General features: G+C 65.5%; 17 protein-coding genes and 1 pseudogene. 12 read left to right on the top strand and 6 right to left on the bottom strand.

Translation table 11 applies throughout. The annotated features are described in order from the left end of the window. Window positions 1-166: 166 nt before the first annotated feature. Entirely contained in the window at window positions 167-1,162 is a 996-nt protein-coding gene (locus TBU01S_RS10585; RefSeq protein WP_068636605.1) for an MBL fold metallo-hydrolase, read from the bottom strand. Between the two features lie 64 nt (window positions 1,163-1,226). Then, a complete protein-coding gene (locus TBU01S_RS10580) occupies window positions 1,227-2,234 on the bottom strand; it encodes an LLM class flavin-dependent oxidoreductase (RefSeq protein WP_068636604.1) in 1,008 nt (335 codons plus the stop codon). A 46-nt stretch (window positions 2,235-2,280) separates the two neighbouring features. On the opposite strand from TBU01S_RS10580, the gene TBU01S_RS10575 reads away from it, so the two are divergent. Further along, window positions 2,281-3,195 (top strand): ATP-grasp domain-containing protein, encoded by a 915-nt coding sequence (locus TBU01S_RS10575; RefSeq protein WP_068636618.1) that lies wholly within the window; start codon window positions 2,281-2,283, stop codon window positions 3,193-3,195. A 106-nt stretch (window positions 3,196-3,301) separates the two neighbouring features. Here TBU01S_RS10575 and TBU01S_RS10570 read toward each other — a convergent pair. From TBU01S_RS10570 to TBU01S_RS10560, 3 genes and pseudogenes are all read right to left on the bottom strand, one after another. Beyond that, window positions 3,302-3,523, bottom strand: a pseudogene (locus TBU01S_RS10570) (MFS transporter); the annotation flags it as partial. Between the two features lie 89 nt (window positions 3,524-3,612). Beyond that, window positions 3,613-4,602 carry an HpcH/HpaI aldolase/citrate lyase family protein gene (locus TBU01S_RS10565; protein ID WP_068636602.1) on the bottom strand — a complete coding sequence of 330 codons (990 nt, stop codon included), beginning with the start codon at window positions 4,600-4,602 and terminating at the stop codon, window positions 3,613-3,615. Window positions 4,603-4,698: 96 nt separating this feature from the next. Continuing rightward, complete coding sequence (locus TBU01S_RS10560) at window positions 4,699-5,688, bottom strand: malate dehydrogenase (RefSeq protein WP_068636601.1); 990 nt, start codon at window positions 5,686-5,688, stop codon at window positions 4,699-4,701. A gap of 232 nt (window positions 5,689-5,920) precedes the next feature. Between TBU01S_RS10560 and TBU01S_RS10555 the strand changes: the two genes are divergently transcribed. The 11 genes from TBU01S_RS10555 (at window position 5,921) to zapE (ending at window position 18,579) form a co-directional block, all read left to right on the top strand. After that, the gene (locus TBU01S_RS10555; protein ID WP_068636600.1) at window positions 5,921-6,649 is read left to right on the top strand and encodes a GntR family transcriptional regulator; all 729 of its coding nucleotides are present in this window, start codon (window positions 5,921-5,923) and stop codon (window positions 6,647-6,649) included. Window positions 6,650-6,759: 110 nt separating this feature from the next. Continuing rightward, complete coding sequence (gene sdhC / locus TBU01S_RS10550) at window positions 6,760-7,149, top strand: succinate dehydrogenase, cytochrome b556 subunit (RefSeq protein WP_068636599.1); 390 nt, start codon at window positions 6,760-6,762, stop codon at window positions 7,147-7,149. Further along, window positions 7,143-7,490: a succinate dehydrogenase, hydrophobic membrane anchor protein gene (sdhD, locus tag TBU01S_RS10545; protein ID WP_068636598.1), complete on the top strand. Its 348-nt coding sequence runs from the start codon at window positions 7,143-7,145 to the stop codon at window positions 7,488-7,490. The genes sdhC and sdhD overlap by 7 nt, the downstream gene beginning before the upstream one ends. A 2-nt stretch (window positions 7,491-7,492) precedes the next feature. Then, on the top strand, window positions 7,493-9,286 hold the full coding sequence (gene sdhA / locus TBU01S_RS10540) for a succinate dehydrogenase flavoprotein subunit (protein ID WP_068636597.1): 1,794 nt from the start codon (window positions 7,493-7,495) through the stop codon (window positions 9,284-9,286). Between the two features lie 19 nt (window positions 9,287-9,305). Continuing rightward, window positions 9,306-10,016 (top strand): succinate dehydrogenase iron-sulfur subunit, encoded by a 711-nt coding sequence (locus TBU01S_RS10535; RefSeq protein WP_068636596.1) that lies wholly within the window; start codon window positions 9,306-9,308, stop codon window positions 10,014-10,016. A 15-nt stretch (window positions 10,017-10,031) separates the two neighbouring features. Then, on the top strand, window positions 10,032-10,268 hold the full coding sequence (locus TBU01S_RS10530; protein ID WP_068636595.1) for an FAD assembly factor SdhE: 237 nt from the start codon (window positions 10,032-10,034) through the stop codon (window positions 10,266-10,268). Between the two features lie 60 nt (window positions 10,269-10,328). Then, entirely contained in the window at window positions 10,329-11,624 is a 1,296-nt protein-coding gene (gltA, locus tag TBU01S_RS10525; RefSeq protein WP_068636594.1) for a citrate synthase, read from the top strand. A gap of 164 nt (window positions 11,625-11,788) precedes the next feature. Further along, on the top strand, window positions 11,789-14,641 hold the full coding sequence (locus TBU01S_RS10520; RefSeq protein WP_068636617.1) for a 2-oxoglutarate dehydrogenase E1 component: 2,853 nt from the start codon (window positions 11,789-11,791) through the stop codon (window positions 14,639-14,641). Window positions 14,642-14,679: 38 nt separating this feature from the next. Further along, window positions 14,680-15,873: a 2-oxoglutarate dehydrogenase complex dihydrolipoyllysine-residue succinyltransferase gene (gene odhB / locus TBU01S_RS10515; protein ID WP_068636593.1), complete on the top strand. Its 1,194-nt coding sequence runs from the start codon at window positions 14,680-14,682 to the stop codon at window positions 15,871-15,873. 83 nt (window positions 15,874-15,956) lie between these two features. After that, the gene (lpdA, locus tag TBU01S_RS10510) at window positions 15,957-17,381 is read left to right on the top strand and encodes a dihydrolipoyl dehydrogenase (RefSeq protein WP_068636592.1); all 1,425 of its coding nucleotides are present in this window, start codon (window positions 15,957-15,959) and stop codon (window positions 17,379-17,381) included. A gap of 85 nt (window positions 17,382-17,466) precedes the next feature. Continuing rightward, window positions 17,467-18,579 carry a cell division protein ZapE gene (gene zapE / locus TBU01S_RS10505; protein WP_068636591.1) on the top strand — a complete coding sequence of 371 codons (1,113 nt, stop codon included), beginning with the start codon at window positions 17,467-17,469 and terminating at the stop codon, window positions 18,577-18,579. A 180-nt stretch (window positions 18,580-18,759) separates the two neighbouring features. Here the strand turns inward: zapE and TBU01S_RS10500 are convergent, their stop codons facing one another. Next, complete coding sequence (locus TBU01S_RS10500; RefSeq protein WP_068636590.1) at window positions 18,760-20,715, bottom strand: PhoX family protein; 1,956 nt, start codon at window positions 20,713-20,715, stop codon at window positions 18,760-18,762. Window positions 20,716-20,757: the final 42 nt, after the last annotated feature.

The raw sequence follows: 20,757 nt of genomic DNA, 5'->3' as shown, positions 1-20,757 counted from the left end.
AATGTTCCAGGAGCCGCGAGTGAGGTATGGATGAAAGTCGAGCGCATGGAGTTGCTGCTGGATCTCTGCCGGCCATGATCTTGCTACCGAGTCTCGTGGTCGCGAGTACCCGGTTCAGGTGCAGGTTCGCAGTTCGTGAACTGCGAACCTGGGCATTGCCCGTGCTTCAATCCCCCGATTGGGCATTCACCGGTCCGAACTCCAGCGGCACCCACTCATAAGCCTCACCTTCGGCGCGGACATGGCCGATGCCCGGGAAAGGCAGGTGCATGCCGCCGACCAGCAGTTTTTCCTCTGCCGAGCGGGCGAAGATCTGCTTGCGTGTCGCCACTGCCGCTTCGCTGTCCACGTCGAATCCGATTGCGACCTCGGGCTGGGCGAACTGCACCGCGTGGTTATGCACGATGTCGCCCCAGATCAGCAGCTTGTGCTCGCCGCTGCCGACGAGGTAGCCGCTGTGGCCCGGCGTGTGGCCGGGCGCGGCGACGCTGGCAATGCCGGGCACGATGTCGCGGTCGGTACCGAAGGTCTGCCAGCGGCCGCTGGCACGATAGGGCGCGGCGGCGTCACGGGCCATCTTGAAGAAGGGCTGGACCTCCTGCGCGGCCTTGGCGGCGGCTTCTTCGTCCAGCCAGAAGTCGTTGTCGGCTTGGGCCGACCAGATTTCGGCGTTGGCGAACACCGCCTTGCCGTCGGCGTCGATGAGGCCGTTGATGTGGTCGCCGTGCAGGTGGGTCAGCAGCACGACATCGACCTGGGCGGGATCGTAGCCGGCGGCGCGCAGATTGCCGGCGACGTGGCCGAGCGAGGGGCCGAACAGGTGGGCGGCGCCGGCATCGACCAGCACCAGCTTGTCACCGGTGTTGATCAGGTAGGCATTGACGGCGGTCTGCACTTTCGGCGCTTGCAGGAAGTGGCGCGCGAGCAGGCGGTCGCGGTCTTCGTCGCGCAGGTTCTTCAGCAGCCCGGTGTCGATCTCGATGGCGCCGTCGTACAGCGCGGTGACTTCGATGTCGCCGAGCATCATCCGGTAGTAACCGGGCACCTGGGTCTGGACCTGGGGGGCGGCCGCCGTGGCGAAGCCGGCGCCGGTGGCGATCAGCACTGCGGCGGCGCAGTGCAGCAGCGGGCGGAGCAGGCGGGATGGCGTGTTTTTCTGCATGGGATTCCTCCATCGGGGTTCGAGCGCCGAGTATCCCATAGGCGTGCAAGCGCGCGGCGCCCGTTCAAGCGCTGGTCAGCTCCCAGGCTTCGGCGAGGATCTCGAAGGAGCGGCAGCGGGCGGCGTGATCGAAGATCTGGGCCGTGACGATCAGTTCGTCGGCGCCGGTTTCGGCGATCAGTCGTTCCAGGCCGCGGCGCACGGTGTCGACGCTGCCGACCGCCGAGCAGGCGGTGGCTTCGTCGGCGTATCGCCGTTCTGCCGGCGTCCAGCCCTGTTCCTCATCCGGCGCAGGCGGCCGCAGCAGGCCGCGATCGCCGCGGGCGATGCCGGCGAAGCGGTTGCGCAGCGAACTGAACAGGAGCCGGGCTTCGTCGTCGGTGTCGGCGGCGATGGCGTTGGCACCGACCATGACGTAGGGGCGTTCGAGCGCCGCCGAGGGCCGGAAGCGGCTGCGGTACAGGTCCACCGCGCGCAGCAGGAAGCGCGGCGCGAAGTGCGATGCGAAGGCAAAGGGCAGGCCGAGGTGGGCGGCCAGTTCGGCGCTGAAGAGGCTGGAGCCGAGCAGCCAGATCGGCACCTCCAGGCCGGCGCCGGGCACGGCCTGTACTTTCTGGCCGGGCTGGGCCGGCTTGAAGTAGCTCTGCAGTTCCAGCACGTCCTGCGGGAAAGTCTCGTCGCTGTTGCCCAGGTTGCGGCGCAGTGCGCGTGCCGTCGTCTGGTCGGTGCCGGGCGCGCGGCCGAGGCCGAGGTCGATGCGGCCGGGGAACAGGGCTTCGAGGGTGCCGAACTGTTCGGCAATCACCAGCGGGGCGTGGTTGGGCAGCATGATGCCGCCGGCACCGACCCGGATGCGCCGGGTGTGCGCGGCGACGTGGCCTATGACGACCGCGGTGGCGGCGCTGGCGATGCCCGCCATGTTGTGGTGTTCGGCCAGCCAGTAGCGGTTGTAGCCGCTGCGGTCGGCGAGCCGGGCGAGCTCGCGCGTGTTGCGCAGTGCGTCGGCGGCGGTGCTGCCGGACGTGACGGGGGCGAGATCGAGGACCGAGAGCGGGATGGGAGAGCGGGGCATGGGGCTGCTGCTAGAATCGCGGCCTTTCATTACGCCACAGCCGCCGATGACTGCCAAGCCGATCGACGTGGTGATCCTGACCGAGGATCGTTACGTGCACCCCGACCCCGACGATTGGTATCAGGCGCAGATCGCTCGCGAGGACGGCCTGGTGGCTGAAGCGCTGCAGGCACAGGGCCTCAGCGTGGCGCGGCGTTCCTGGGCCGATCCGACGATGGACTGGCGCGCATGCGGCAGCCTGCTGTTCCGCACGACCTGGGATTATTTCGACCGCTTCGCCGAGTTCTCGCGCTGGCTGGACGCGGTGTCGGCGCAGACGCGCCTGTTCAACGACGCCGGCCTGATCCGCTGGAACGTCGACAAGCATTATCTGGCCGACCTGGCGGCACGTGGCGTGGCGATCGCGCCGACGTGCTTCGTCGAGCGCGGCGAGGCGATGACGCTGGCGTCGATCATGGCGGCGCAGGGCTGGGACGAGATCGTCTTCAAGCCGGCGGTGTCGGGTGCGGCGCGGCTGACCTGCCGTGTGGATCGGGCTTCGCTGGCCGGGCACGAACCGGTCTTCGCCCGCTGCGTGGCGCAGGAGGCGATGCTGGTGCAGCGCTTCGAGCCGGCCATCCTCGCCGACGGCGAGCTGTCGCTGATCGTGATCGACGGCCGCTGCACCCATGCCATCCGCAAGACCGCGCGTGCGGGGGATTTTCGTGTGCAGGACGATCATGGCGGTACGGTGCACTCGCACGCGCCGTCAGCGGACGAGCGTGCCTTCGCCGAGGCCGCGGTCGCTGCCTGCCCGTCCTTGCCGCTGTATGCGCGGGTGGATTTCGTGCGCGACGGCGGCGGCTTCCGGCTGATGGAGCTCGAGATGATCGAGCCCGAGCTGTTCTTCCGCTTCGATCCGCCGGCGGCAGAGACGCTGGCCGCGGCGCTGGCCAAAAAGCTGCGCGGGGTTCGCGCGTGAGATCTCCAGCCATCCTGCACCAGGGCCTGGCGGAAGAAAGCGGGCCGCCTGCGCAGCTTTTCGGCCAGCCGAAGAGCGAGCGCCTGCGCGTTCCTGTCCGGCAACCTCAAGCAGGCAGGCGGCGCAGCCGGAGCGCGACCGCGCCGGTCCCGAGCACGCAGATCCCCTGCAGCGCGGCGAGGCCGGGCCAGTGTCCGGCCGTCCACGCGGTGCCGGCGAGGCTGCCGATGACGCTGGCGCCGAGGTAGTAGCTCGACAGGTAGAGCGCCGAGGCCAGTGCGCGCCGCTCGCCCGCGCGCCGTCCCACCCAGCCGCTGGCGAGGGCGTGCCGGCCTCGAGATGCGTGGAGCCGGCAGCGCCCGGCACCTTGCTGGGAGCTTGCATGGACGTGATCGGAATGCTCGTGCTGCGGCGGACTCAGGCGGCAAAGAAACGCTGACGTGCCTCGCCCGGCAACTCCATGCCGGTATTGCGCGCACGCTGCAGCAGTTCCCAGTAATAGCGGTAGGAGGCGCGGTCGTGCAGCCGTCCGCCATGCTGGATCGGCCCCCAGTCGGCATCCTGGGCGGCGATCAGGATCTCGGCGGCTTCCTCGACTTCGGAGAAGTCCGGCTGCATCGCGGCGACGATCGGCAGGATCTGGTTGGGGTGGATGCTCCACATGCGCAGGTAGCCGAATTCGCGGCGTGCGCGCTCGGCGTCGTGGCGGATGACGGCGACGTCCTGCAGTTCGGTGGTGACGTTGTGCGAGGGCACGACGCCGTTGGCGAGCGCGGCGGCGGAGATTTCGGTCTTGGCGCGGGTGACCAGCGGGTGCTCGAACTGGCCCGGGCTCTTCATCGCGCTGCCGGGAATGGCGCCGTGGTGGCCGGAGACGAAATCCATCAGGCCGAAGTCGAGCGATTCGACGCCGTCGAGGGCGGCGATCTCCCAGGCTTCGCGCAGCGCACCGTGGGTTTCGATCAGCACGTGCACCGGCAGTGCGCGCACGCTGCCGCAGGCGGCCTCGATGCGGCGCAGCTCCTCGATCTGGGCGGCGGCATCGGCGGCCGAGCGGACCTTGGGCAGGGTGATGAAAGCCAGCCGCTGGCCGGCGCCGCGCACCAGGATGTCGAGATCCTGCATCCAGTGCGGGTGGGTGATGTCGTGGATGCGCGCGCCGACGCGGCCGAAGTGGTTCTCGGCGCCGTTCACCACGCCCACCACCATGCGTGCGTGCTCGGCTTCGGCGCCTGCGCGTGCGCCGTCCTCGCAGTCGCAGGTGATGTCGAACACCGGGCCGAGCTCCTGCTGCAGCTTGAGTGCCTTGAGCATCAGCTTCTCGGCGCCGGCGTAGTGGTCGACCGCGGGCAGGGCGGGGAAGGGCTTTTCGCCGGCGAACAGGACATCGGCAGGGTGCAGGCGCATGCGGGTTCTCCTCGAAGGCGGCACGGGAAACAAAAAGGGCCACGGATTCTACCCCGCGGCCCGGTGCAGACGCGGCCCGCAGGCCGCGTTGCGGTCTTACTTCAGCATGTCGGCAACGGCGGCACGCTCTTCTTCGAGTTCCTTCAGCGTGGCGTTGATCTTGCCTTGCGAGTACTCGTCGATCTCCAGGCCCTGGATGATCTTGAACTGGCCGTTCCTGGCTTCGCAGGGGAAGCCGAACACGACGCCTTCGGGGATGCCGTAGGAGCCGTCCGACGGCACGCCCATGGTGACCCAGTCGTCCGAGCCCAGCACCCAGTCGCGCACGTGGTCGATGGCGGCGTTGGCGGCCGAGGCAGCCGAGGACAGGCCACGGGCTTCGATGATGGCGGCGCCGCGCTTGCCGACGGTGGGCAGGAAGACGTCGTTGTTCCAGGCGTGGTCGTTGATCAGCGCCTTGACGCTGTCGCCGTTCGATTCGCAGAAGCGGTAGTCGGCGTACATCGACGGCGAGTGGTTGCCCCACACGACCATCTTCTTCAGCGACGACACCGGGCGGCCCGACTTGGCTGCCAGTTGCGACAGTGCGCGGTTGTGGTCCAGGCGCAGCATGCCGTGGTAGTTGTTCGGGTTGGTGCGGCCGACCTTGATCGCGGCCGAACGGGCGATGTAGGCGTTGGTGTTGCAGGGGTTGCCGACGACCAGCACGCGCACGTCTTCCTTGGCGTTTTCGGCGATGGCCTTGCCCTGCACGGTGAAGATCGCGCCGTTGGCGGTCAGCAGGTCGGCACGTTCCATGCCGGGGCCGCGCGGACGGGCGCCGACCAGCAGGCAGACGTCGGCGTCCTTGAAGGCGACGTTGGGGTCGTCGGTGGCGATCATGCCGGCCAGCAGCGGGAAGGCGCAGTCTTCCAGCTCCATCATCACACCCTTCACGGCCTTCTGGGCCTGGGGCAGGTCGAGCAATTGCAGGATCACGGGCTGGTCCTTGCCCAGCATTTCACCGCTGGCGATGCGGAACAGCAGGCTGTAGCCGATCTGGCCGGCGGCGCCGGTGACTGCGACGCGCATGGGGGCTTTGCTCATGTGAATACTCCCTCTATAAAGAAGACGGTCTGTGATGGCGGTATCGAGAATTCGTGCCCCGGCTGCATGGGGCGTGGATTCCGGCGCATCATGCCGGACATTCGCGTCGCACGCATCAGGGGCGCGGGAATACTAAGAAGAAATGCCGGAGCTGTCAAATCATGTCTTTTATCTTATATAAGACATAAGACGAGGTATGGACGACTTGTATTTTTTGTGCTCAAATGCGCGCATGTCACGGGAAGCTCCTACTTTCAGCCCGCTTTACCGCCAGATCAAGACCCTGATTCTTCAGGCTCTCGAGTCCGGTGAGTGGCGGCCTGGCCAGGCGATTCCGAGCGAGCAGGAGCTGGCGGCGCGCTTCAGCGTGTCGCAGGGCACCGTTCGCAAGGCGATCGATGAAATGGCTGCCGAGAACCTGCTCGTCCGCAAGCAGGGGAAGGGCACTTACGTTGCCTCGCACAATGATCCGAGGGCCCTGTTCCGTTTCCTGCGCCTGGTGCCGATGGATGGCGATCTGTCGCAGCCGCAGAGCGTACCGCTGGACTGCTGGCGGGCCAAGGCCGGCCAGGAAGCCTCGCGCATGCTGGGCATCGAGCCCGGGGCGCCGATCATCATCGTCCGCCGGTTGCTGAAGTTCTCGACCAAACCGGTGGTGATCGACGAAATCTATCTGCCCGGGGAAATCTTCCAGGGGCTGACTTCGGAAGTGCTGCAGGACTGGAACGGTTCCCTGTACAGCCTGTTCGAGACCCGTTTCGGTCTGCGCATGATCCGGGCGCAGGAACGCATCCGTGCCGTTGCCGCCGACCGCAATGCCAGCGAGGCGCTGAAGGTCGCCGAAGGCACGCCGCTGTTGTCGGTCGAGAGGGTCACCTACACCTACGGCGACAAGCCGGTCGAATGGCGGCGCGGCCTCTATTCGACGGCCGAGCACTTTTATCTGAATGAGTTGAATTGACGTAATGACGCACCGGGCGAGGGCGCTATAATTACTGATTACGTATAACGGTGTACGTATTTTCGAAGTCGACGGCGGATCTTTCGTCGTACATGTAGAGGGGAGTCTTCATGTCAGAAGTGACTGTACACAAACAGCGGCCGAAGCATCTGGCCGTGAATCAGATCCGGCTGCCGCTGCCGGGTATCGTCTCGATCCTTCACCGGATCAGCGGCGCGGGCCTGTTCCTGCTGCTGCCTTTCCTGCTGTATCTGCTCGATCGCAGCCTCGGCTCGCCCGAGACCTTCGAGACCTTCAGCGCAGTGGTGGGGCACCCGCTGGCCAAGCTGCTGCTGCTGGGTCTGCTGTGGGCCTACATGCACCACTTCTGTGCCGGCATCCGCTTCCTGCTGCTCGACCTGCACAAGGGAACGGAACTTCAGGCCGCGCGCAATTCGTCGCGCATCGTTCTGATCGTGAGCATCGCGCTCACCGTGATCATCGGGGTGAAACTATGGTGAGGCGTCAACCTGTCGGTGCGCACTACGGTCTGAAGGACTGGATCGCGCAGCGTGCCACTGCGGTCTTCATGGCCATCTACACGATCATCTTCGCGGTCTGTACGCTGACTCTGTCCGAGTTCAGCTATGAGGCCTGGAGCGGCCTGTTCTCCAGCGGCCCCTTCCGCTTCCTGAGCTTCCTGTTCTTCCTGTCGCTGTTCTACCACGCCTGGATCGGCGTGCGCGACATCTGGATGGATTACGTCAAGCCGGACGGCCTGCGCCTGTCGCTGCATCTCGTCACTCTCTTCCTGCTCGTCGGCTATGCCGGCTGGGTGGCCCAGATTCTTTGGAGGCTGTAAGCGTGAACGTCGCCAAGCGTACCTTTGATGCAGTCATCGTCGGCGCGGGTGGTGCTGGCCTGCGCGCTGCCCTGCAACTGTCCGAAGCCGGCCTGAAGACGGCCGTGCTGACCAAGGTCTTTCCGACGCGCTCGCACACGGTTGCGGCGCAGGGCGGTGTGGCCGCCTCGCTGGGAAACACCACCGAGGACAACTGGCACTGGCACATGTACGACACCGTGAAGGGGTCGGACTGGCTGGGTGACCAGGACGCCATCGAATTCATGGTCAAGAAGGCCAACGAGGTCGTCATCGAACTCGAACACTATGGCATGCCCTTCGACCGTACCGACAACGGCAAGATCTACCAGCGCCCCTTCGGCGGCCACTCGATGAACTACGGCCAGGCGCCGGTGATGCGCTCCTGTGCAGCCGCCGATCGTACCGGCCACGCCATGCTGCATGCGCTGTACCAGCGCAACGTGCGCGCCAACACCCAGTTCTTCGTCGAATGGAATGCGCTCGACCTGATCCGCAACAGCGAAGGCGACGTGCTCGGCGTCACCGCGATCGAGATGGAAACCGGCGAAGTCTCGATCTTCCACGCCAAGGCGACGATCTTCGCCACCGGCGGTGCGGGCCGCATCTTCTACAGCTCCACCAACGCCTTCATCAATACCGGTGACGGCCTGGGCATGGCGGCGCGTGCCGGCATCCCGCTGGAAGACATGGAGTTCTGGCAGTTCCACCCGACCGGCGTGGCCGGCGCGGGCGTGCTGATCACCGAAGGCGTGCGCGGCGAAGGCGGCATCCTGCGCAACGACTCCGGCGAGCGCTTCATGGAGCGCTACGCGCCCAACCTGAAGGATCTGGCCTCGCGCGACGTGGTGTCGCGCTCGATGGTGACCGAGATCAACGAAGGTCGCGGTTGCGGTCCGGACAAGGACCACGTGCTGCTCGACATCACCCACCTGTCGCCCGAGACCATCATGAAGCGCCTGCCCGGCATTCGCGAGATCTCGATCCAGTTCGCCGGTGTGGACCCGATCAAGGCGCCGATCCCGGTCGTGCCGACCTGCCACTACCAGATGGGCGGCATCCCGACCAACTACAAGGGCCAGGTCGTGGTGCCGAAGGACGGCAACCCGAACGTGCCGGTGCAGGGTTTCTACGCTGCCGGCGAGTGCGCCTGCGCCTCGGTGCACGGCGCCAACCGCCTGGGCACGAACTCGCTGCTCGACCTGCTGGTGTTCGGCAAGTCCGCCGGCGAGACCGTGGTCGAGGACTTCCAGTCCGGCAACCTGACGCTGAAGCCGTTGCCCGACGACGCCGCCGACATGTCGCTGGCGCGCATCGCCCGTCTGGAAAACCAGAAGAACGGTACCGACGTGCATGAAGTGCGTCTGGCCATGCAGCGCACGATGCAGAAGCACGCCGGCGTGTTCCGCTTCAACGAATTGCTGACCGAAGGCGTCACCCGCATCCTCGAAGTGGCCGAGCAGTCGCTGCACACCGAGATCGGCGACAAGTCCAAGGTGTGGAACACCGCCCGCACCGAGGCGCTGGAACTGGACAACCTGATCGAAGTCGCCAAGGCGACCATGATCTCGGCCGAGGCGCGCAAGGAATCGCGCGGCGCCCACGTCCGCGACGACGCACCGGACACGGCAGAGAACCCCAACGGCCGCGACGACAAGAACTGGCTCAAGCACACGCTGTGGTACCGCGACGGCAACCGCCTCGACTACAAGCCGGTGAACCTGAAGCCGCTGTCCGACGACGTGGAACCCATCGCGCTCGCCAAGCGCACCTATTGAGCGCGGGAGAACAAACGACATGAGCAAGCGTACCGTTCACTTCAAGATCTATCGCTACGATCCGGACAAGGACGAGAAGCCCTACATGCAGGACATCTCGGTCGAGCTGGAAGCTTCCGACAAGAAGCTGCTCGACGCCATGGTCCGCCTCAAGACCAAGGACGACACCTTGTCGTTCCGCCGTTCCTGCCGCGAAGGCGTGTGCGGTTCGGACGCGATGAACATCAACGGCAAGAATGGTCTGGCCTGCCTGACCGACGTCGACAGCCTGCAGCAGCCGATCACGCTGCGCCCGCTGCCCGGCCTGCCGGTCATCCGCGACCTGATCGTCGACATGACGCAGTTCTTCAAGCAGTACCACTCGATCAAGCCCTACCTGGTCAACAACGACCCGCCGCCCGAGCGCGAACGCCTGCAGTCGCCGGACGACCGCGAGGAGCTCAACGGCCTGTACGAGTGCATCCTGTGCGCCTGCTGCTCGACGTCCTGCCCGTCGTTCTGGTGGAACCCGGACAAGTTCGTCGGCCCGGCCGGCCTGCTTGCCGCCTACCGCTTCCTGGCCGACACCCGTGACCAGGACACCAATGCGCGTCTCGACAACCTCGAAGATCCGTACCGCCTGTTCCGCTGCCACTCCATCATGAACTGTGTCGACGTCTGTCCGAAGGGTCTGAATCCGACCCGCGCGATCGGCAAGATCAAGGATATGATGGTCCGCCGTGCGGTCTGAGGACGAGGTTGGCATATGAGCATCAACAGGGGGCGTGTCCGCTGGCAGTGTCGTCGGGCCTTGCTCGAGCTCGATCTCGTGTTCGAGCGCTTCCTGGAGCGGCATTTCGATCGTCTCGGCGACGATCAGATCGCGGATCTGGACGACCTGCTGCGTTGTGAGGACCACGACCTCTGGGCCATGGTCAATGGCAGCAAGGCATGTGAGACGGACCGCTGGAAGGAGATGATCGGTCTGCTGCGTCAGCCCTGACGCAGCAGACAGGATCACGATACGACAAGCAGTTAAACCGGCTAGTAGAAGGGACGATCTATGAGCACTGAACGCACTGCAACGCTGACCGTCGATGGCAAGACCGTCGAATTTCCGGTGATGACCGGCACCCATGGCCCGGATGTCATCGACATCCGCACCCTGGGCGGCAAGACCGGCCTGTTCACCTACGACTCGGGCTTCCTGTCGACTGCGAGTTGCAAGTCGAACATCACCTTCATCGATGGCGACAAGGGCGAACTGCTGTATCGCGGCTATCCGATCGAGCAACTGGCCGAGAAATGCAATTTCCTCGAAGTCGCCTACCTGCTGAAGAACGGCGAACTGCCGAATGCCGGGCAGAAAGCGGATTTCGAGACCACGATCAAGCGGCACACCATGCTGCACGACCAGATGACGAAGTTCTACTCGGGTTTCCGCCGCGATGCGCACCCGATGGCGGTCATGGTCGGCGTCGTCGGCGCGCTGTCGGCCTTCTACCACGAGGCGCTGGACTTCTCCGACGCCGAGCACCGCAGCATCTCGATCAACCGCCTGATCGCCAAGCTGCCGACGATCGTCGCGATGGCCTACAAGTACAACAAGGGCGAGCCCTTCATGTACCCGCGCAACGACCTCGACTACACCGCCAACTTCATGCACATGATGTTCGGCACGCCGTGCGAGAAGTACGAGCCGAACCCGGTGCTGGTGCGCGCGCTCGACGTCATCTTCACGCTGCATGCCGACCACGAGCAGAACGCCTCCACCTCCACGGTGCGTCTGGCGGGCTCTTCCGGTGCCAACCCCTTCGCCTGCATCTCGGCCGGCATCGCCTGCCTGTGGGGTCCGGCGCATGGCGGCGCCAACGAAGCCTGCCTGAACATGCTGGAAGAGATCGGCGACGTCTCGCGCGTCAACGAATACATCGCGCGCGCCAAGGACAAGAACGACAGCTTCAAGCTGATGGGCTTCGGCCACCGCGTCTACAAGAACTTCGATCCGCGTGCGACCTTGATGCGCAAGGTCTGCAACGAAGTGCTGGCCGAGCTTGGCCTTGAAAACGATCGTCTGTTCAAGCTGGCGATGGAGCTGGAAAAGATCGCGCTGGAAGACGAGTACTTCGTCGAGAAGAAGCTCTACCCGAACGTCGACTTCTACTCGGGCATCGTGCAGAAGGCGCTGGGCATCCCGACCTCCATGTTCACCTGCATCTTCGCCCTGGCGCGGACGGTGGGCTGGATCACCCAGTGGGAAGAAATGATCACCGATCCGGAATACAAGATCGGCCGCCCGCGCCAGCTCTACACCGGCGCGGCGCGGCGCGACGTTCCGGCGATCGCACAGCGTCCGTAAGAGACGATGGAGAGGGGAGGGAGACATCGCCGAACCTGACGAACAGCGGGATGAACGCGTGCGCGCGTTCATCCCGTTTTGTCATCGGGGCTCGATCGACGGTTTCTCCGATCACCGCATTACCTGCAAGCAGCGAAACAGACAAAATACAGGTGGCTTTCATCATGATGAAGCAACTCGAACAGACCTCGCATTTGTTCGGCTCGAACGCGCCGTTCATCGAAGAGCAGTACGAGAATTATCTCGCCGATCCGGGCTCCGTTTCGGACGAATGGCGCAACTATTTCGACCAGCTGCAGAGCCAGCCCGGCGTCGTGGCGCGCGACGTCGCGCACGGCCCGGTGATCGCGGCTTTCGAACAGATGGCCAAGCGCGGTCCGGTCCGCACCGTGGTCGCCGGAGAAGGCGAGGACAAGCAGCAGGTTTCGGTGCTGCAACTGATCAACGCCTACCGCTTCCTGGGCAACCGCTGGGCCAACCTCGATCCGCTCAAGCGTACCGAGCGCCCGCAGATCGCCGAGCTCGAGCCGTCCTACTACGGTTTCACCGAAGCCGACCTGTCGAAGAGCTTCAATGTCGGCTCCTTCCACGGCTTCTCGACCGAACGCGCCAGCCTGCGCGAGATCCTCGAAGCGCTGCGCCAGACCTACTGCAGCGCGATCGGTTCGGAGTACATGTACATCTCCGACATCGCGCAGAAGCGCTGGATCCAGAGCCGGCTGGAGAGCGTGCGCGGCACGCCGAAGTTCTCCGTCGAGATCAAGAAGCGCATCCTCGAACGCACCACTGCCGCGGAAACGCTCGAACGCTATCTGCATACCCGCTACGTCGGCCAGAAGCGCTTCTCGCTGGAAGGCGGTGAAAGCGCCATCGTCGCGATGGACGAGATTGTCCGCGTCGGCGGCAGCCTGGGCGTGGCCGAAACCGTGATCGGCATGGCCCACCGCGGCCGCCTCAACGTGCTGGTCAACACCCTGGGCAAGTCGCCGTCGATGCTGTTCTCGGAGTTCGAGGGCAAGGCCGCTGCCGACCTGACCGCGGGCGACGTGAAATACCACATGGGCTTCTCCAGCGACGTCATGACGCCGGGCGGCCCGATGCACCTGACGCTGGCCTTCAACCCGTCCCACCTGGAAATCATCAACCCGGTGGTGGCCGGTTCGGTCTATGCGCGCCAGATCCGCCGTGGCGACGCCGACAAGGGCCAGGTGCTGCCGGTGCTGATCCACGGTGACGCCGCCGTCGCCGGCCAGGGTGTCAACCAGGAAATGCTGAACTTCTCCCAGACCCGCGGCTACGGTACGGGCGGTACGGTGCACCTGGTCATCAACAACCAGATCGGCTTCACCACTTCCGATCCGCGCGACTACCGTTCCTCGCTGTACTGCACCGACATCTTCAAGATGGTCGAAGCGCCGATCTTCCACGTCAATGGCGACGATCCCGAAGCGGTGGCCTTCGTCACCGCGCTGGCGGTCGAATTCCGCCAGGAGTTCAAGAAGGACGTGGTCGTCGACATCGTCTGCTTCCGCAAGCTCGGCCACAACGAGCAGGACGAGCCGATGGTCACCCAGCCGCTGATGTACCGCAACATCCAGAAGCACCCGGGCACGCGCAAGCTCTACGCCGACCGCCTGGTGGCCGAAGGCAGCATCGGCGCCGACGACCCGGAGAAGATGATCGCCGAATACCGCGAGCACCTGGACCGCGGCGAGCTGCTGTACAACCCGGTGCTGTCGGGCCACAACCGCCAGTTCTCGGTGGACTGGACGCCTTTCCTGAAGCAGCCCTATACCGACGCAGCCGAGACCGCCATTCCGGTGCAGGAAATCAAGCGTCTCGGCGAACGCCTGAGCACCGTACCCGAAGGCTTCGCAGTGCATTCGCGGGTCAAGAAGATCATCGACGACCGCGCCGCGATGGCGCGCGGAGAACTGCCGCTCGACTGGGGCATGGGCGAGAACCTGGCCTACGCCAGCCTGCTCGCGCAGGGCTACGGTGTGCGCGTCTCGGGCGAAGACGTCAATCGCGGTACCTTCTTCCACCGTCATGCGGCGCTGCATGACCAGCGCCGCGAGCGCTGGGACGAAGGCACCTACAAGCCGCTGGATCACATCCAGGAAGGGCAGGCCCGCTTCCAGTGCTACGACTCGGTGCTGTCCGAGGAGGCGCTGCTGGCCTTCGAATACGGCTACTCCACCACCGAACCCAACGAGCTCGTGGTCTGGGAGGCCCAGTTCGGCGACTTCGTCAACGGCGCCCAGGTCGTCATCGACCAGTTCATCAGCTCGGGCGAAGCCAAGTGGGGCCGCCTGTCGGGCCTGGTGATGATGCTGCCGCACGGCTACGAAGGGCAGGGGCCGGAACACTCGTCGGCCCGTCCCGAGCGTTTCATCAGCCTCGCCGCCGAGAACAACTGGCAGATCGCGGTGCCGACGACGCCGGCCCAGATCTTCCACCTGCTGCGCCGCCAGATGGTGCGCCGCCTGCGCAAGCCGCTGATCATCATCACGCCGAAATCGCTGCTGCGCCACAAGGAAGCGATCTCGTCGATCGACGAATTGGCCAACGGCCACTTCCAGACGGTGATTCCGGAGGTCGAGAACCTCGACCCGAAGAAGGTCAAGCGCGTGGTGCTGTGCCAGGGCAAGATCTACTACGAACTGCTGGCGCACCGCCGCGACAACAACATCACCGATACCGCGCTGGTGCGTGTCGAACAGCTCTATCCCTTCCCGGCGGAAGCCTTCGGCAAGGCGATCGAGCAGTTCCCGAACGCCAAGGAAGTCGTCTGGTGCCAGGAAGAACCGCGCAACCAGGGCGCCTGGTACTGGCTCGCTTCGCGCCAGCATCTGGTCAACGTGCTCGGCACCAAGCGCAAGCTGCTGCTGGTCAGCCGCCCGGCCTCGGCATCGCCGGCGGTGGGCTACTACGCCAAGCACAACGAGCAGCAGAAGGCCGTCATCGAGAACGCCTTCGGCCCGATCCGCGACACCACGCCGCAGTCGCCGAACTGATGTCCCAGAACCGATAGAACGAACAGGGAGAGAACTCCATGCTGATCGAAGTGAAAGTACCGCAGCTTTCCGAATCCGTTTCCGAAGCCACCCTCGTGTCCTGGCACAAGAAGGTGGGTGACGCCGTCTCGCGCGACGAGAACCTGATCGACATCGAGACCGACAAGGTCGTGCTCGAGACGCCGGCGCCGGCCGACGGCGTACTGGTCGAGATCGTCAAGAACGATGGCGATACCGTGACCTCGGGCGAACTGATCGCCCGCATCGACACCGAAGCCAAGGCCGCCGCAGGTGCTGCGCCCGCCGCCGAACCGGTTCCCGCGGTGACTGCGCCGCCGGCTGCTGCCGCGTCGTCGGCCGCCGGTGCCGCGAGCCCGGCCGCGCGCAAGATCCTCGACGAGAAGGGCATCGCCGCCGCCGATGTCGCCGGTAGCGGCCGTGGCGGCCGCGTCACCAAGGGCGACGCCGTCGCCGCCCAGCCGAAGGCTGCCGCCGCCGCGCCCGCGCCCGCGGTGATCGCCGCCGTCGGCGACCGTCCGGAAGAGCGCGTGCCGATGACCCGCCTGCGCGCCCGCATCGCCGAACGCCTGATCCAGTCGAAGAACGAAAACGCCATCCTGACCACGTTCAACGAAGTGAACATGGCGCCGGTGATGGCGCTGCGCAAGCAGTACGGCGACAAGTTCGAGAAGGCCCACGGCGTGCGCCTGGGCTTCATGGGCTTCTTCGTCAAGGCCGCCGTGGCCGCGCTGAAGAAGTACCCGATCCTGAACGCCTCGGTCGACGGCAACGACATCGTCTACCACGGCTACATCGACATCGGCATCGCGGTCGGTTCGCCGCGCGGTCTGGTGGTGCCGATCCTGCGCAACGCCGAATCGATGTCGATCGCCGACATCGAGCTGAAGATCGCCGAGTTCGGCCAGAAGGCCAAGGACGGCAAGCTGTCGCTCGACGACCTGTCCGGCGGCACCTTCTCGATCTCCAACGGCGGCGTGTTCGGCTCGATGATGTCGACCCCGATCATCAACCCGCCGCAGTCGGCGATCCTCGGCATCCATGCCACCAAGGATCGTCCGGTGGCCGAGAACGGCCAGGTCGTGATCCGTCCGATCAACTACCTGGCGATGTCCTACGACCACCGCATCATCGATGGCCGTGAAGCCGTGCTGGGCCTGGTGACGATGAAGGAAGCGCTGGAAGATCCGGCCCGCCTGATCCTCGACGTCTAAACCACACGAACCGGGGCGCATTCCACCGCAGGGCCTGGAGCCGTGCGATGGGGTGGCGCCCCGTTTTTTCGCAGGAGAGATGAATGTCCCAAGAATTCGACGTCCTCGTCATCGGCGGCGGCCCCGGCGGCTATGTCGCGGCCATCCGTGCCGCCCAGCTCGGTTTCAAGACCGCATGCTGCGAATCCAACCCCTATGCCGACCCCAAGGGTGAACCCCGCCTGGGCGGCACCTGCCTGAACGTCGGCTGCATTCCGTCCAAGGCGCTGCTGCACACCTCGCACCTGTTCGAGGAAGCCGGCCACGGCTTCGAGAGCCAGGGCATCAGCGTCGGCACGCCGAAGATCGACGTCGCCAAGATGATCGCGCGCAAGAGCGGCATCGTCGATCAGCTCACCGGCGGCATCAAGGGCCTGTTCAAGAAGAACAAGGTCACGCTGCTGAACGGCCACGGCGCCTTCGCCGGCAAGGGCGACGCCGGCTGGCACGTCAAGGTCGGCGAAGAGCTGATCGTCGCCAAGCAGGTCATCGTCGCCACCGGCTCGGCGCCGCGCCACCTGCCGGGCATCCCGGTCGACAACAGGATCGTCTGCGACAACGTCGGCGCGCTCGACATCGACGCCGTGCCGAAGAAGCTCGCAGTGATCGGTGCCGGCGTGATCGGCCTCGAGATGGGTTCGGTGTGGCGCCGCGTGGGTGCGGACGTCACCGTGCTCGAAGCCATGCCCGACTTCCTCGCCGCCGCCGACCAGGACGTCGCCAAGGAAGCGCTCAAGGTCTTCACCAAGCAAGGCCTCAAGATCAAGCTCGGCGTCCAGATCGGCGAGGTCAAGGTCGGCAAGAAGGGCGTCACGATCAACTACAAGGACAAGGACGGCGCCGACCAGAAGCTCGAAGCCGACCGCCTGATCGTGTCGGTCGGCCGCGTGCCGAACACCGAAGGGCTGAACCCGGATGCCGTCGGCCTGAAGATCACCGAGCGCGGCATGATCGAAGTCGACGACCACTGCCGCACCAACCTGCCCGGCGTGTGGGCGGTGGGCGACGTGGTGCGCGGCCCGATGCTGGCGCACAAGGCGATGGAAGAGGCGGTGATGGTCGCCGAGCTGATGGCGGGCCAGGCCGGCCACTGCAATTTCGACACCGTGCCGTGGGTCATCTACACCAGCCCCGAGATCGCCTGGGTCGGCAAGACCGAGCAGCAGCTCAAGGCCGCGGGCGTCGCCTACAAGGTCGGCAAGATCCCCTTCCTCGCCAACGGCCGTGCGCTCGGCATGGGCGACCCGACCGGCTTCGTCAAGATGCTGGCCGACGCCAACACCGACCGCATCCTCGGCGTGCACATCATCGGCGCCAATGCCTCGGAGCTGATCTCCGAAGCCGTGGTGGCGATGGAGTTCGCCGGCTGCAGCGAAGACCTGGCACGCATCTGCCACGCCCACCCGACGCTGTCGGAAGTGGTGCATGAAGCGGCGCTGGCCTGCGACAAGCGCCCGCTGCACTTCTGATCGACCTGCAGCACCAGGAGGGGTGAGACGCGGGGACTGTCCCGCACTCACCCCTTTTTCCCGTCAAGCTCCCCCGCTTTCACCCATGCCCCATCGCACCCTCAACGTCCCCGAGCGCGGGATGATCGACGCCTACGAGGCCCAGCTCGCGGCACGCGGCTTCAAGTCCGACCCCGCCCAGCGCGGCGCGGTGCAGCGCCTGCAAGCGCTCTACACCGAACTGGTGGGCTTCAAGGCGGCTCGCCGCGGCACGCTGCGCAAGCTGTTCGCGCGGCCGAAGATGCCGCGCAGCGTGTATTTCTGGGGCGGCGTGGGGCGCGGCAAGAGCTTCCTGATGGACTGCTTCTTCGATTGCGTGCCCTACCAGCGCAAGCGCCGCGTGCATTTCCATGCCTTCATGCAGGAAGTGCAGAACGACCTGAAGCGCTTCAACAACGAGCCCGATCCGCTGCAGAAGGTCGCCGACCGCATCGCGGCGCAGACCCGGCTGCTGTGCTTCGACGAATTCCACGTCTCCGACATCGCCGACGCGATGATCCTCGGCCGCCTGCTGGAAGCGCTGTTCGCGCGCGGCGTCATCTTCGTGATGACCACCAACTACCCGCCCGACGGGCTGTATCCGAACGGCCTGATGCGGGTCAATTTCCTGCCGACCATCGAGTTCATCAAGAAGAACTTCGACGTCATCGAAGTCGATGACGGTACCGACTACCGCCTGCGCACGCTGGAGACGCTGGAGATCTTCCTGGTGCCGCACGATGCCACTGCCGAGCGCAAGCTCGAGGAGGACTTCGTCCGCCTCGCCGGCGGGCAGGGCGAAACCGGCGAGGTCGAGATCCTCGAGCGCAAGCTCAAGGTGGTGCGCAAGGCGCCGGGGGTGATCTGGTTCGACTTCGACACGCTTTGCCGCGGCGCACGTTCGCAGAACGACTATCTCGAGATCGCGCGCGAACACCACACGCTGCTGCTGTCCCGGGTGCCGAAGATGTCGCCGTCGGACGCCTCCGAGGCCAGGCGCCTGACCTGGCTGATCGACGTGCTCTACGACCACCGCGTCAAGCTCATCGTCAGCGCCGAGGCGCCCGCCTACGAGCTGTATACCGAAGGCCAGAATGCGCACGAGTTCGTGCGCACCGTCAGCCGCCTGATCGAAATGCGCACACGCGACTACCTGGCCGAGGCGCATCGGGTCGAATAGGGCCGGGTCGGGCAGGACTGGCTTGCCCTCGGAGCGCCCCGGAGGGCATGCTCGATCTCGCTGCGCACTGCCCCTGGGAGCTTTGAACAAGTTATCGATGCAGCAACGCCCGGTACCGCATGGTCCGGGCGTTTTTCCGACGAGGTGCCGATCCGGCCGCCGGGCCAGCCCTCTTCAGCCTCAACTGCCGATCACGCCACCGTCATCCTTGGTGATGACGATGGTCGCCGAGCGCGGCACCGAAGTGCCGCCGTCCGGCCAGTGGCTGTCGCCGTCCTCGCCCGGGTGCTGGATGTTGATGAACATCGTCCTGCCGTCCGGGGTGAAGCTCAATCCGGTCACCTCGCACTCTTTCGGGCCGACGAAGAAGCGGCGGATTTCCTTGCTGACCGGATCGGCGCACAGCATCTGGTTGTTGCCCTGGCCTTCGTATTCGCCGGCGTTGCTGTAGTTGCCGTCGGTCTGGATCCACAGCCGGCCGTCCGGGTCGAAGCCGAGGCCGTCGGGGCTGTTGAAGGTGTTGTCGGCGGTGACGTTGGCCGAGCCGGACTTCAAGTCGCTGCGGTCGGTGTATTTCACCGGGTTGCCGGCGAGCACGAAGATGTCCCATTCGAAGGTGGTCGCCTTCGGATCGTTGCCGGTTTCGCGCCAGCGCACGATCTGGCCGTAGCGGTTCTGTGCGCGCGGGTTGGCTTCGTCGGTGACGCTGCGGCCCGAGTTGTTCGTCAGCGTGACATAGACTTCGCCGCTGTCCGGATGCACCGCGACCCATTCGGGGCGGTCCATCTTGGTGGCGCCGACCGCATCGCCGGCGAGGCGGGCGTGGATCAGCACTTCGGCCTGGTTGGCGAAGCCGGCCAGTTCCGGCGTGGCATTGCGGTCGAGCAGCACCCATTCGCCATCGCCCATGAAGTCGCCGCTGGCCGCGCCAGACTTGAACTTCGCCACATAGAGCTCGCCCGAGTCGAGCAGGTTGGCGTTGTTGCGCTGGTCGCCGGCAACGTACTTGCCATCCGAGACGAACTTGTAGATGTAGTCGTCGGCCTGGTCGTCACCCATATAGACCACCACGGTGCCGTCTGCGGCGATGCGGTAGGCAGCGTTCTCGTGCTTGATGCGGCCCAGCGCGGTGCGCTTCTTCGGCGTCGATTCGGCATCGAAGGGGTCGATTTCGACGATCCAGCCGAAGCGGTTGGATTCGTTCGGCTCCTTCTTGTAGTCGAAGCGGTCGTGGAACAGCTCCCAGCCATAGGCGGTTGCGCCGGAGGACAGGCCGTAGCGCTTCTGCGCGGCGCTGCGGCCGTCACCGGCGATGGTGGTGCCGAAGTAGGTGTTGAAGTTTTCCTCGCAGGCGAGGTAAGTGCCCCACGGCGTCCAGCCGTTGCCGCAGTTGTTGAAAGTGCCCAGCACGAGGGTGCCGGTGGGGTCGGCACTGGTCTGCAGCAGCGCATCGCCGGCCGCCGGGCCGGTCAGGCGCATCGGCGTGGCGGCGGTGATGCGGCGGTTGTAGCGCGAGCCGAGCTTGATTTCCCACTTGCCCGCGGCATTCCTGGCGATGTGGATCACCGACACGCCGTGCGCGTTGATCGCCTTGTCGGCCTGGTCGAGCGTGGTGATCGTGGTGTCCTGGGTGCCGAACAGCCAGGTGTAGGTCGCAGCGCCGCTGGTGGTGACGTATTCGTGGTTCATCACCAGCAGGCCTTCGTCGCTGTTGCCTTCGGTCAGCGGGAAGAAGTGCATGCCGTCGTGGTTGTCGCCGACCTGGCGGGCCTGGGCGGCGGCATCGTCGCGGCCGTTCTGCCACGCCGGATCGCCGGCGAACAGCGGCGTGCCCCAGGGCGCGAACACGGTGGCGGTATAGCCGGCGGCAATGCGCACGTCGTCGCCGGTGAAGATCGGGATCGCCTGGAAGCCGAGCAGCGAAGCCGGTTCCTGCGGGGTTTCGGCGACGTCGTCATCGTCGTCGTCATCGCTGTTACAGGCCGACAGCGAGCCCGCCAGGAAAACGGCGGCCGACAGCCCCAGCCCGCTTTTCAGGAAGCCGCGGCGGCTGACGGCGCGTTCGACAACGGCCTGGAAGTGCTCGTTGTCGGAAGTGTTGCTCGGCAGATCTTCGAGCATTTCAAGCTTGTTCATTGGCTTCATTTCTCCAGGTTGGGATCCAGCGAGCGAGGATTC

The sequence above is a fragment of the Thauera butanivorans NBRC 103042 genome (assembly GCF_001591165.1).
In the GTDB taxonomy this organism is placed as follows: Bacteria; Pseudomonadota; Gammaproteobacteria; order Burkholderiales; family Rhodocyclaceae; genus Thauera; species Thauera butanivorans.
This window is presented reverse-complemented; position numbering and strand designations above follow the sequence as displayed.

Excerpts from the sequence above, each read along its gene's own strand:
- TBU01S_RS10555 (WP_068636600.1), top strand. The coding sequence starts at position 5,921 with ATGTCACGGGAAGCTCCTACTTTCAGCCCGCTTTACCGCCAGATCAAG.
- lpdA (WP_068636592.1), top strand. The coding sequence starts at position 15,957 with ATGTCCCAAGAATTCGACGTCCTCGTCATCGGCGGCGGCCCCGGCGGC.
- sdhC (WP_068636599.1), top strand. The coding sequence starts at position 6,760 with ATGTCAGAAGTGACTGTACACAAACAGCGGCCGAAGCATCTGGCCGTG.
- TBU01S_RS10585 (WP_068636605.1), bottom strand. The coding sequence starts at position 1,162 with ATGCAGAAAAACACGCCATCCCGCCTGCTCCGCCCGCTGCTGCACTGC.
- TBU01S_RS10580 (WP_068636604.1), bottom strand. The coding sequence starts at position 2,234 with ATGCCCCGCTCTCCCATCCCGCTCTCGGTCCTCGATCTCGCCCCCGTC.
- zapE (WP_068636591.1), top strand. The coding sequence starts at position 17,467 with ATGCCCCATCGCACCCTCAACGTCCCCGAGCGCGGGATGATCGACGCC.
- TBU01S_RS10520 (WP_068636617.1), top strand. The coding sequence starts at position 11,789 with ATGATGAAGCAACTCGAACAGACCTCGCATTTGTTCGGCTCGAACGCG.
- gltA (WP_068636594.1), top strand. The coding sequence starts at position 10,329 with ATGAGCACTGAACGCACTGCAACGCTGACCGTCGATGGCAAGACCGTC.
- TBU01S_RS10560 (WP_068636601.1), bottom strand. The coding sequence starts at position 5,688 with ATGAGCAAAGCCCCCATGCGCGTCGCAGTCACCGGCGCCGCCGGCCAG.
- sdhD (WP_068636598.1), top strand. The coding sequence starts at position 7,143 with ATGGTGAGGCGTCAACCTGTCGGTGCGCACTACGGTCTGAAGGACTGG.
- TBU01S_RS10535 (WP_068636596.1), top strand. The coding sequence starts at position 9,306 with ATGAGCAAGCGTACCGTTCACTTCAAGATCTATCGCTACGATCCGGAC.
- TBU01S_RS10500 (WP_068636590.1), bottom strand. The coding sequence starts at position 20,715 with ATGAACAAGCTTGAAATGCTCGAAGATCTGCCGAGCAACACTTCCGAC.
- odhB (WP_068636593.1), top strand. The coding sequence starts at position 14,680 with ATGCTGATCGAAGTGAAAGTACCGCAGCTTTCCGAATCCGTTTCCGAA.
- TBU01S_RS10565 (WP_068636602.1), bottom strand. The coding sequence starts at position 4,602 with ATGCGCCTGCACCCTGCCGATGTCCTGTTCGCCGGCGAAAAGCCCTTC.
- TBU01S_RS10575 (WP_068636618.1), top strand. The coding sequence starts at position 2,281 with ATGACTGCCAAGCCGATCGACGTGGTGATCCTGACCGAGGATCGTTAC.
- TBU01S_RS10530 (WP_068636595.1), top strand. The coding sequence starts at position 10,032 with ATGAGCATCAACAGGGGGCGTGTCCGCTGGCAGTGTCGTCGGGCCTTG.